The sequence below is a fragment of the Paenarthrobacter sp. NPDC091711 genome, assembly GCF_044756605.1.
Classification (GTDB): domain Bacteria; phylum Actinomycetota; class Actinomycetes; order Actinomycetales; family Micrococcaceae; genus Arthrobacter.
Genome location: NZ_JBIVTF010000001.1, coordinates 549,150 through 562,049 on the forward strand (window position 1 = coordinate 549,150; position 12,900 = coordinate 562,049).

General features: G+C 62.6%; 3 protein-coding genes. All 3 read left to right on the plus strand.

Annotated features, from left to right (window positions below; all coding sequences use genetic code 11):
* Positions 1–13 precede the first annotated feature (13 nt).
* The 3 genes from ACIQH5_RS02520 to ACIQH5_RS02530 all read left to right on the plus strand — a co-directional run bounded on the left by ACIQH5_RS02520 (position 14) and on the right by ACIQH5_RS02530 (position 12,837).
* Positions 14–1,741, plus strand: a complete 1,728-nt coding sequence (locus ACIQH5_RS02520; protein ID WP_400399990.1) for a molybdopterin-dependent oxidoreductase — start codon at positions 14–16, stop codon at positions 1,739–1,741.
* 122 nt (positions 1,742–1,863) lie between these two features.
* Positions 1,864–2,139 carry a hypothetical protein gene (locus ACIQH5_RS02525; RefSeq protein WP_400399992.1) on the plus strand — a complete coding sequence of 92 codons (276 nt, stop codon included), beginning with the start codon at positions 1,864–1,866 and terminating at the stop codon, positions 2,137–2,139.
* A 147-nt stretch (positions 2,140–2,286) separates the two neighbouring features.
* Positions 2,287–12,837 carry an amino acid adenylation domain-containing protein gene (locus ACIQH5_RS02530; protein ID WP_400399994.1) on the plus strand — a complete coding sequence of 3,517 codons (10,551 nt, stop codon included), beginning with the start codon at positions 2,287–2,289 and terminating at the stop codon, positions 12,835–12,837.
* The last annotated feature ends 63 nt before the right edge of the window (positions 12,838–12,900 follow it).

Sequence of the window (12,900 nt, forward strand, 5' to 3'; positions counted from 1 at the left end):
ACAGGGGGCGGCAGTGACTGATCCGGGGTATCGCGAGGGCGTGGATGCGAGGCAGCACCTCAGCGTGGGAAAGGACTGGGCAGGTGGCTTACCGGCGCAGTACGGGGTGGCTCCGCGGGTCCGTCTAAAGACTGGCAAGTGGTTCAACCTGTTGTGGCTGCTTCCGATCGGTCTGGTTCTTTTGGTGGCGGGCATCGCTGTCGCGAAGGGGCTGCGCGAGCTACCGGCCGTTCAGGGGTTCGTCCTGGACTATCCCGGCACTATGGACTTGCCCGATGGTGCTCCGGTGGGGATTCCCGCGTGGCTCGGCTGGCAGCACTTCCTGAACGCGTTCTTGATGATTTTCATCATCCGTTCCGGTATCACCGTGCTGGCAGATCATCCCCGGCTGTATTGGTCCAAGCACTCCACACCGGGTTCGGAGTGGTTCCGGATGCAAAAGCCCGTACCCGATGACCCGTCCTACACGGCGAAGGCGGACTCCATCACTCTTCCCGGTGGTGTGGGCCTGCCCGGCCGACGCCATTCGATCGGGCTCGCCAGGTGGTGGCATCTTGGCGCCGACACCCTGTGGCTCCTGAACGGCGTCGTGTTCTACATCCTTCTCTTCACGACCGGGCAGTGGATGCGACTGGTGCCGCTGAGCTGGGACGTGTTCCCGAACGCCGTGTCAGTCGCGATCCAGTACCTGTCGTTGGACTGGCCCGTTGAAAATGGCTGGAACAACTACAACAGCCTGCAGCTGATGGCGTACTTCATCACCGTGTTCATCGCCGCGCCGGCAGCGCTTATCACCGGTCTCGGGATGTCACCTGCGCTATCCACCAAGTTCCACCGCATCAGCTCAGTGCTGAGCATCCAACTGGCCCGGTCCCTGCACTTCCTGGTGCTGTGCTGGTTCCTCTTCTTCATCCTCATCCACGTAACCCTGGTGTTCACTACCGGTGCGCTGCGGAACCTGAACCACATGTACGCCGCAAACGACACCGCATCCTGGGCCGGGTTCGGTATCTTCGCCGCATCCATGGTGGCCATGATCATCGCCTGGGTAGCTGCCACACCCGTCACTTACCGGCACCCGCGGGCCGTGCAACGCATCGGGTTCGCGCTCATCGGCCCGTTCCAGCAACTCTTTGAACACCTCGATTCAAAGCCGGGACGCTACACCGAAAAAGACATCTCACCCTACTTCTGGGGCAACGGGCGCGTGCCCGACAGCGATCAGTACCAGGCATTGCAGGCGGACCAATTCCGCGACTACCGCCTCTCCATTTACGGGCTCGTGGAAAACCCGGTGGAACTCTCGCTCCATCAACTCCGTGACCTGCCCCCACACGAACAGATCACCCAGCACTTCTGCATCCAAGGATGGTCCGGCGTCGCCAAGTGGGGCGGAGTATCCATGCAAACCATCCTGGACATCGTCAATCCAGCACCCGAAGCGAAATGGGTGATCTTCTACTCCTTCGCAGAAGGATCCGACGGCGGCACCTACTACGACGCCCAAGAGATCGGGCAAATGAGCTACCACCTCACCATGCTCGCCCTCGACATGAACGATGCGCCACTGAACTTCACCCACGGCGCACCCGTCAGGCTCCGCAACGAATCCCAACTCGGATTCAAAATGGTCAAATGGGTCAAAGGAATCGAATTCGTCGAAGACTTCCATGACATCGGCAGCGGACACGGCGGCTACAACAACGACCACGAATTCTTCGGCTACCGGCAGTCCATCTGAGGGCGCTTGGTGAGTCCGGGCAGAACACCACTCCCATCCATAGGGCCTGCAGCTCCGAACTACTGATGGCGCGTCACACTGTGGCGCGTGGATATCGTCAGCTACGTAATGGAGAAGATCCCGTGAACAAGTCCACCAAGAACGCCGCTCGCCTCACGGTGGGAACAATGCTCGCAGCTTCCGCGTTCACCATCGCCTCTCTTCCTGCACAAGCAGCGATCACAACCGACACGCCTACAGCCGCCAACGCAATCGCGGCCCCTTCAGAGGTAACTGTCCTCAACGACTTTCTGGCTGGAGGCATCTTGAACGGTGGGCTGATCAACGGCCCACTCATTAACGGTCCCCTCTTGGACGGGGATGTGTTGGGGCCTCTCCAGATCGGCCAGTTTCAGTAGCGGCCGCCTGGCAACAGTCACTTCCGCACATTCTCAGCACACAAGCACCTCTCCGTCCCTGATGTGAGCCCCTGCAAGCACGACGCGGCAGTCCTGAATACCGGGGCTGCCGCTGCTTTCCCACACCCCCCACCGCAGAGAAGGACTATGAACTCCCCTATCCCCGCTTCCCCTGACCAGCCCGGCATTCCGGAGGACCAGGCACCAGCCCGGATGGGTTTGACAGCCGCCCAGCGAGGCATCTGGTATGCGCAAAAGTTGGCACCCAGCAGCCCGATGTACCACATTGGCCAGTTCATCGAGATCAATGGACCGTTGGACGTTGACCGACTGGAGACCGCTGTAGTCCGGGCCGTTGCAGAGACACCCGCACTGAACCTTGCCTTCGGCGAAGACGACGACGGTCCCTACCAGTACGCAAAAGCGGCAGTGCCCGCCGTGCAATTCACCGACCTCAGCCAGTGCGGGGACGAAGCTGCACGCGAGCGGACTGCACGCGAACTCATGGACTCGGACATGGCACAAGCGCGCAACGTGGAAGAAGATGGGCTGCTCCACACGGAGGTCATCCGGATCTCCGGGTCAAGGCACTTCTTCTACCAGCGCGTCCACCACTTGTTGCTCGACGGATACTCCGCAGTGCTGGTCCTGAGCCGCGTCGCCGCAGTCTACGAGGCACTCGCCGCCGGCGAAAACATGGGCTGTGCCCCGGGCCTCGACTATGCCCCACTGAAGGATTTGATAGCCGATGACCACGGCTACCAGTCCTCAGCCGTGGCAGCCTCGGACACGGGTTACTGGTCAGACGAACTCGCAGGTAACCCGGTCCCCACCGGCTTGGCGGGCCGCCCCTTGGGCACAACCGACTCCCTGGTGCGCTCTACCCAAGGTCTTTCTCCGTCCGCCGTGGAGGCATTGGAGTCAGCATCCGGCACCGCACCGTCGTTGATTCTGACTGCCACGGCCTTATACCTGCACAGGATGACCGGGGAACAGCATGTCTCCCTCGCGCTGCCTGTAACAGCCCGACGCGGAAAACTTGCCAAGACCACACCCTCAATGCTGTCGAACATCGTCCCTATCAGATTGGACGTCACCCCAGGAGCCACCGTCCAGGACATGGTGACAACCATGGGAGGAAAGCTGCGTGGGGCCCTCATCCACCAGCGCACACGCTTCGAGTCTTTGAGCGGCCACAGCGGATACCAGGGTCCATCGGTCAACATCCTTCCAGTACTTGAGAATATTTCCTTTGGCGAGGCAACGGGAGCCATGAATATTCTCTCCACGGGACCTATTGATGATTTGTCGATCATCGTTCATGGTCTCGGACAGGGTTCAAGGGCCGAGGTAACAGTTCAGTTTGCGGCGAGTGCCGATCTTTACAGTCAAGCGGGGCTTGATGAACACCTGATGCGTTTCGTCCGTTTGCTGGACTCGCTTTTGGCCAGTCCTGAAGATCCGACTGCTGCTCTCTCCGTGACGACGATGGCCGAAGAACAGACGCTGCTGGCCAAGGGGGACGCCGAGTCCGTGGACCTGCCGGGCCACACGGTTGTTGAGGAGTTCCAATCGGTGGCAACAGCCGCTCCGGAACGAACGGCCGTGGTTGCTTTCGACGGGTGCCTGACGTTCGCCGAGGTGGAGCGCCGCTCCAACCAGCTGTCCCGCTTCCTGCGCGGACGTGGGGCCGGGCCAAGCAGCACCGTGGCCGTTCGACTGGACCGCAGCGTTCTGCTTCCCGTAGCCATCCTGGCCATCCTGAAGGCCGGCGCTGCCTACGTTCCGCTTGACCCGGACTATCCGGCGGGACGAGTGGAGGGGATGCTGGAGGATGCGCAACCGATCATTCTGCTCACCGAAGCTGCCCTGGCCGCGGACAGTGAGCCAGGGAGGCCCCAGACCAAGGTCCCGGTGACTGTCTTGGATTCCGCCGAGACTACGGCAACATTGGAGAGCCATGATTCCACGGCACTACCCCCCAGCGCTGGACAGCATGATCTTGCCTACGTCATTTTCACGTCGGGTTCCACCGGGCGTCCCAAGGGCGTCGGCGTGGAACATTTGGCACTCCTGAATCTGTTGACCTCCCACCGCGACAGGATTTTTGATCCTGCCGAAAGTCGTCTCGGCCGGCCGCTGCGTGTGGCCCACACCGCCGGGTTGTCTTTCGACGCGTCGTGGGATCCCATCCTGTGGCTGTTGGCCGGTCACGAGCTGCACATGGTGGACAACCAGACCCGCCGCGACCCGGAGGCATTGAGCGTGTTTCTGGCAGACGAACTCATCGACTCGATAGAAACAACACCTACCTTTGCCAAGGCGCTGCTGAACTGCGGACTCTTCGACCAAGAGGTGCATCCCTCTGTAGTCGCCCTGGGCGGGGAAGCCGTGGACCCTGCCACGTGGCGTGAGCTGGCGGCCCAACCCGGCGTCGTGGCCTACAACTTCTATGGCCCCACCGAAACCACGGTGGACTCACTCACCGCAGTGATGGAACCCGGGACTGATGTCACCCTGGGAGGATCCGTAGCAAACAGCCGCCATTACATTCTTGACTCGGGCCTGAACCCCGTCCCTGCCAATGCCATCGGAGAACTGTACGTCGCGGGCCCCAACCTGGCACGCGGATACATGGACCAACCCGGCCTGAGCGCCGGGAAATTTGTGGCTGATCCGTTTATAGGGGACGGCTCGCGTATGTACCGCACGGGCGATGTCGTACGCCGATCGAACGACGGCATCCTGCAGTTCCTTGGCCGCATGGACCAGCAGGTCAAGATCCGGGGCTTCCGGATTGAATTGTCCGAAATCGAGGAAGTGCTGCGAGGCATCACCGGAGTGGCACAAGCGGCAGTGACTATCACTAAGAACAAGGCGGGCTACGATCAACTGCTCGCCTACGTCACCCCCGCTGGCACCGAGCCCGGCCTCGAAGGCAGCCGCACGTTCACAGACGTGTCTGGTCCGCAGCCCTTGGACTCAGCCGCCATCCGTCAGCAGGCACGCAGGACGCTGCCCGACTACATGGTGCCCGCTGCGGTCCTCACCATAAATTCCATCCCGTTGACCGCCAACGGCAAACTGGATACCCGGGCACTGCCAACGCATGAACGTGAAGTGGCAACCACCGAGCCACGCACCGACGCCGAGCGCTTGGTATCAGAGGCGTTCCGGGAGGTTCTAGGCCTCGAATCCGTTGGACGTGAGGACGACTTTTTCGATCTTGGCGGCCACTCGCTCCTGGCCACGCGGCTGGCGGCTTTCCTGCGGGACGCAACCGGTTCGGCACCGGCACTGCGAACCATCTTCGAAGAGCCTACAGTTGCCGGCCTGGCCGCGGCCTTGGAGCACGACGGACCGTCCGCTCCTGAACTGACGGCGGCGAACCGGCCCGCAATTATTCCCTTGTCCTATGCCCAACGCCGTTTGTGGTTCCTGAACCAGCTTGATCACCAGTCAGGTGCTTACAACATCCCGATCGTACTGACTTTGACGGGTCCTCTGAGAGTAGATGCCTTGGAGGCCGCGCTGACCGACGTCTTATCCCGGCACGAGACACTACGCACCATCTTTCCGTGGTCGGAGGGCGAACCACGTCAGGAAATCCTGCCCCCGGATGCAGCGCAGGCAAATCTTTTGGCAGTTCAGTGCGATGCGGCCAACCTGGAGCGGGCACTGCTGGCAGAGACACAGCGTGGCTTTGATATCACCACCGAAGTTCCAGTTCGGACAGTCCTGTTCCAACTGGCGCCGGACCACCACGTCCTGGCCATAACACTGCACCATGTTGCCGCGGACGGATGGTCACTGGCACCTCTCGCCCGCGACCTCTCCCGGGCCTACACTGCGCGGCTGCGTGGAGGGGCGGCAGTTACCCATGACCTTCCCGTCCAGTACGCCGACTACACCCTGTGGCAACGCGCGGCCTTGGGCCGGGAGGACGATCCGTCAAGCCCGATTTCACGTCAGTTGGAATTCTGGGCACGCGAACTCAAGGGATCTCCGGAGGAGCTGCACCTGCCCTACGACTACCCACGAGGAACCCGCGAAGGCGACCTCCCGGCGACGTCGATTCCACTGGAACTGGACGCCGTCACTTCCTCAGGCTTGAAGGAACTGGCGAAGACCCACAACGCCAGTCTTTTCATGGTGCTGCAGGCTGCCTTGGCGGCACTCCTGACGAAGTCGGGCGCGGGCGAGGACATCCCGCTGGGCACGCCTGTGGCCGGCCGAACCGATACCCAACTGAACGAGCTGGTGGGCTTCTTCGTCAACACTTTGGTGCTCAGGACCAATACGTCCGGCAACCCTACGGCCGCTGAGCTGGTGGAGAGCGTCCGTTACACCAACCTGCACGCGTATGGGAACCAGGACGCTCCGTTCGAGCGTGTCGTAGAGCAACTGAACCCCACGCGATCACGCCACCGCCACCCGCTGTTCCAAGTGATGCTGACGCTGCAGAACACCCCTGATGCTGTGCTTGCCATGGACGGCATGGATGCATCGGCGGACTTGGGACGGGAACCAGGCGGCGCGAAGTTCGACCTCCTCCTGGACCTGGCAGAACGGGACGGTGGCGCCATCGCCGGATCCCTTGCTTACAATCCCGCCCTCTTCACACGCAGCACAGTGGAGCGGCTGGCAGCAGGTTTCGCACTGGTAGCAGCGCAGTTCGCCACGGACTTCGACGTCAGCCTGGACCAGCTGCGGATACAGAGCCCGGCCGAGCACGAAGCTGTACTGGCCAACAACGTCGCCAGCGAACAGGACGTCCAGTGGGCCACCATCCTGGACGCCTTCTCAGAGACGGCCGCCCTGCGGGCATCACAGATTGCAGTGGCCGACGGGACAGGTGTTGCAGGGTCTTCTTGGACCTTCGCTCAGCTTGAGAAGCGGGTAAGCACCATCGCGAACGGACTGATTGTGCACGGTGTACGCCCCGGCGACAGGGTGGCGGTCGCCATCCGTCGATCAGCCGACGTCGTGGCTGCCGCCCTGGCCGTACTGGCGGCAGGTGCCGTTTATATCCCCGTTGATCTCGCCTACCCCACGCAAAGGATCCGGATGATCCTGGAGGACAGTACGCCCGCGGTGGTGATCGTCGATGCCGACGCGACTACCGGCGTCGAGCCTTACAAGGCAGTGACGCTTGCAGAATTGCTGGCAAGCGGCGCAACCACCCCGGGCGGCGACTCCGCGGATCGAGCGCCAAACGCAGGTGACCTTGCCTATGTCCTGTACACCTCCGGCTCCACCGGACGGCCCAAGGGAGTGGCGGTAACGCATGGCGCTTTGGCCAACCTCTACGCCCACCACCACCGCACCCTCTTTGGCCCCCGCCTCACGGTCGACGCGGATCAGCCCGTGGTGGGGCACATTGCGGGCCTGGGATTCGATGCTGCCTGGGATCCAATGCTCTGGATGGTTGCCGGTGCCAAACTGCACATGGTGGCTGATGAAGAGCGGGGCGACGCCGAAAGCCTCACCCAATACTGCCTCCACCACGGCATCAACGTTCTGGAGACAACACCGACGTTTGCCACGCAGTTGTTGCAATGCGGCCTGTTGGAGCACCAACGCGAACAACCGCTGATTCTGATCCTCGGCGGCGAAGCCGTCCCGGGCGCCCTATGGGAACGCCTCGCCGCCGATCCTTCAGTTCGTGCGCTGAACTTCTATGGCCCCACAGAGTTCACAGTGGACTCAGTCACGGCCGATGTCCGTGGACCTAAGCCTGTGATCGGACGGCCGGCTGGCAACACTTCGGCCATGGTGTTGGATGCCTACTTGCAACTTGTCCCGGCGGGCGTTCCCGGGGAACTGTACTTAGCGGGCGCCGGAATGGCGCAAGGATACGATCAGCGCTTCGCCGAGACGGCATCGCGTTTCGTGGCCAACCCCTTCGCCTCGGACGGTTCCCGTATGTACCGCACGGGCGATGTAGTGAGGCGGGATGCCAGCGGTGTGCTGGAGTTCCTCTCGCGGCTCGATGACCAGGTGAAGGTACGCGGCTTCCGAATCGAATTAGGTGAGGTGGAGGCGGCGCTGGCCAGCCATCCCCAGGTACGACAAGTCGCAGCGGTGCCTGAAGGCAATCCAGCCCAAAGGATCATCGCGTACGTTGTTGGCGAGGTTGACGCTGCTGAACTCAGGACGCGTGCTGCCGATCTGCTCCCCGACTACATGGTCCCAGCCGTCTTCATGACCATCCCGGAGCTGCCGCTCACCTCTCACGGCAAGTTGGACCGCAAATCCCTCCCGGCGCCCGTGGTCTCCGGCGCGGGCCGCGGCGTGGCCCCCGCAACACCTGAAGAACATGTCATGGCGGGCATTTTTGCTGAGGTTCTTGGACTGGAAACCGTTGCCATGGACCATGACTTTTTCAGGATGGGAGGCCACTCCCTGCTGGCAATCACCATGATGGGCAAGGTCCGGGAAGCCTTCGGCACCTCCCTTCCGTTGCGAACCCTCTTCGACCTGCCCACTCCCGCGGCTTTGCTGGAGGCGGTGACCTCTGATCGCCCTGGTGGCGCCAAGCACGAATCCGGCCAGTCCACTCACGATGAGGCCTCACCGACGTCGGAATCCACACCCCTGTCGGAGTGGATTCTGCGCCGGGAAGGGCGTGCGGATTCCCCGGCCTTATCTTTCGCCCAGCAACGAATGTGGTTCCTCAACCAACTGGATGCGGGATCGGCCGACTACAACATTTCCCTGACCGCGCAGCTGGACGGCGAAGTGGACGAGAACGCCCTATCCTCGGCCGTCGACGCATTGGTGGCCAGACACGAAATATTGCGCACCACTTACCCTGCTGACGCCGGAACCCCGCGGCAACGGATCCACGCTCCAGCAGACGCCCAGGGCATTCTGCAGATCATCCCGGTGACGTCCCAGGCAGAGGAAGCCCATGTCCTGGAACAGGAGACGCGCAAGGGCTTCGACGTTACAGAGGATCTTCCGCTCCGCGCGGTCCTGCTATGCAGGGACTACGGCGCCGGTTCCGGATGGGTCCTGCAGTTGGTACTGCACCACATCGCGAGCGATGGCGCGTCCTTGGCACCGCTGGCCCGTGACCTTTCGGAGGCCTACGCCGCCGCGCTCCAAGGTTCGGTGCCCCGCCGCGCCCCACTGTCCGTCCAATACGCAGACTTCAGTGCATGGCAGCAGGAGGAACTGGACCGGGACGCCACGTCAGGGAGGAAAATTGCCTACTGGCGGGATGCGCTCGCGGGAATTCCTGCTGAGCTGCCACTCCCTGCCGATCAACGCCGCCCCCGCGAAGCACGGCAACCGGGTAAGCACCATGGTTTCGAGCTCGGCGCCGCAGCCCTCGAAGGACTGAACTCCGTCGCAGCGCACTCCAACGCAAGCATGTTCATGACGCTCCACGCGGTGCTGGCAGGCTTCCTTCACCGCATGGGCGCCGGTGATGATCTGGTGATTGGCTCACCGACCGCCGGACGGACGGACCCGGAGCTGGAAGAGCTGGTGGGTTTCTTTGTCAACACCCTGCCGCTGCGGGTCAGTGCCGCCGGCAACCCCTCTCTGCGGACCATGGTGCATCGTGCCCGGACCAGCATTCTGGCTGCCTTCGATCACGACAACGTTCCCTTCGAACGATTGGTCGAAGTAGTGAACCCGGAACGCGAACTGGGCCGGCACCCGCTGTTCCAGACCATGCTGACTGTGGACAGCTCCCCCGTTTCACTTCCGGAACTGCCGGGGGCCGTGGTGCGTCCGTTTCCTGACAACGGATCCGGAGAGGCCAAGTTCGATCTCTCCTTCACGTTCCGCCCGGGCACCATGGGGCTTTTGGCAACGCTGGAGTACAACGCTGCCATGTTCCAGGAAGACACTATCCACCGCCTCGTCGCCAGCCTCGTGCGCTTCGTGGAACGCAGTGCCAGCAACCCGGATTCGCCCTTGTCAGAGGTGGTGCTCGTCGATCCTGAAGAGGCAGACGCGCTGGCCGCGCTCACAGCGGGACGACGTTCCGCCGTCGGGCATCACACGGACACGAACGACGGCGTCTTGGCCGCGTTTGCTGCCTCCGTTCGGTCTGCACCAGACCAGGTGGCCCTGGTGACTGAGGACGGCGAACAAACCTTCGCCGGATTGGCCGCTTCTGTGCTGGCCCTGGCGACCGGCCTGGAACAGCAAGGGGTGGTCGCCGGCGATGTCGTCTCCGTGTTCCTCCCGCGATCAGCAGGAACAGTTCAGTGCCTGTTGGGTGCATTGGCTGCGGGCGCCGTGTACAACCCCATTGACACCGAGTACCCGGACCACAGGGTCTCGTCCATCCTGGAAGATGCCGAACCGTCTGTGATTATTACCGTGGACGCGGTAGCGGAACGCTTGGAAGACGTGGTGGCCGCGATGGCTACCCGGAAGACCGGAGCAGCCCTTCCACGCCTGATCACGCTGCCCCAACTGTTTGAGCCTCTCTCAGGAATGGACGCAGAACAAGGCGTGGAAGCGGCCCGGAAACTCGTCGAACGGCAGCCCACAAACCGTGAATCCGCTTACGTCATGTTCACCTCCGGTTCCACGGGCAGGCCAAAGGGCGTGGAAGTGAGCCACGGAGCACTCGGCGCCCTCCTGGAATCCCATCAATCAACACTTTTTGAAGGGCTCAACCCTGCCACCACAGGAGTCCGGCACAACGTGGCACACACCACGGGAGTCGGCTTCGACGCCTCGTGGGATCCCATCCTTTGGATGATTGCCGGCCATCAACTCCACGTGGTGGACGACACCATCAGGCGTGATCCGGCAGCTTTGGCCGGATACTTCGAAAAGCATAGGATCACCGTCTGGGAAACTACGCCCGGATACGTCAGGCAGTTGCTGAAGGAACCGGCATTCACCCGCGTGCTGGAAGCCCCGGGGACCTCCCCAGACTCCGGGTTCAGCCTTGCCTTGGGTGGCGAAGCCTTCGATCCCGGACTTTGGAGCGACTTGTCCGCCTACCACAATGTGTCCGCCTGGAACCTGTACGGGCCCACCGAAGCGACCGTTGATACCGTGATGGCCCGGGTCGCTGATAACCCGGCTCCGGTATTGGGAGCTCCAACGTCAGGAACCCGGTTGTACGTCCTTGACAGTCAGTTGAAGCCCGCACTTCCAGGAGTTCCCGGCGAGCTGTATATCGCAGGCCGCCAGCTGGCCAATGGATACCGTGGCCAGCCAGCTTTGACGGCCGAACGCTTTGTTGCCGATCCGTTCAGCTCCGCTGGTGCACGCATGTACCGCACCGGAGACCTCGTGGTGCGGCACGCTGACGGGAGCATCGTCTTCTCCGGACGCAATGACAATCAGCTGAAGATCCGGGGGTTCCGTGTGGAGCCCGGGGAGATCGAACAGGCGGCCGCCACTGCGGCAAACGTTCAGGACGTCGTGGTCCGGGCGGTATCCTCCGGCGACGGCGTGCGGTTGGTGGCGTGGGTGGTCCCCGCGGCCGGTGTTTCTGTTGACACTACGGATGCCGGGGCAGCCTTCACTGACGGCGTGCGCGCCCACCTGCGGAACCTGGTGCCGGATTACATGGTGCCTGCGGTGGTGGTGGCCGTCCAGGAGATCCCCCTGACCCATCACGGAAAGGTGGATTTTGCTGCCCTGCCGGAAGCGGACAGCGCGCCGCACACGTCCGGCAAGGTTCCCCGGACCCCCCGGGAGCAGGCGGTGGCAGCAATCTTCGCGGACGTGTTGTCCCTGGACAAAGCAGGGGTGGATGAGTCGTTCTTCGAACTGGGTGGGCATTCATTCCTGGCGCAACCGTTGATCGCCCGTATTAACGCAGCGCTGGGTACATCGCTGCAGGTGCAGGCTTTGTTCCGCGCTCCCACGGTGGAGTCGCTTCTGGCTGAGGCCGATCGTGGAGTGGAGGAAGGCGCGGCTGAAAGCCTGCGACAAATTCTTCCCTTGCGCACCAGCGGCACCAAAGCGCCCCTGTTCGCCGTCCACCCGGCGTCGGGTATCGCATGGGGCTACGCTTCAATGCTCGGCTCGCTGGATCCGGAGCGGCCCCTGATCGGGCTGCAGATGCCGGGCATGGAACCGGGCGCCACCCACTCTGTCACTGCGATGGACCTTACTGAACTCGCGGACAGCTACATTGCCCATATCAGATCCGTTCAGCCTTCGGGCCCCTACCATTTGCTGGGCTGGTCCTTTGGTGGGCATGTGGTCCACCGCCTGGCTACCCGGCTGCAGGAACTCGGCGATGAGGTTGCGTCACTGGCCATCCTTGACGCGTTCCCCGGCAACCAGGAGAGCAACGATGAGGTGGGGGCAGGTGCCGGAATTTGGGCTGCCTTCCTGGAGGCGCAAGGCTACGCCCTGGACGAGTCCGACTACGAGGATCTTGGCGCTGCCAAGGCCCAGGAGATCCTCCGCAGGAACCACAACCCACTGGGCACCGTTCCACTGGACGCCGTGCAGGCCATGGTGGAGAACTTCCCCGTACTGGCCAAACTGATCAGGGAAGAGGAACCAGCGGTCTTCGGCGGTGACCTGCTTCTCTTCCGCGCGACGGAGGACGTCCCTGCGGGGACTCCAGGAGCGCAAGCCTGGGGGCCGTATATCACCGGTCGCGTGACCGCCGTCGAGGTGCCGGCAAGGCACTCCCGGATGTTAAGTGACGCAGCTCTCCCGGTAATTATGCCCGCCTTGGCCATCCAGCTGGGGGGTTGAGTCCGAACCACTGGAAACGCTCCGGAACCCGGGGCCTTGTTTACGCCGGAACAACCCGAAAGG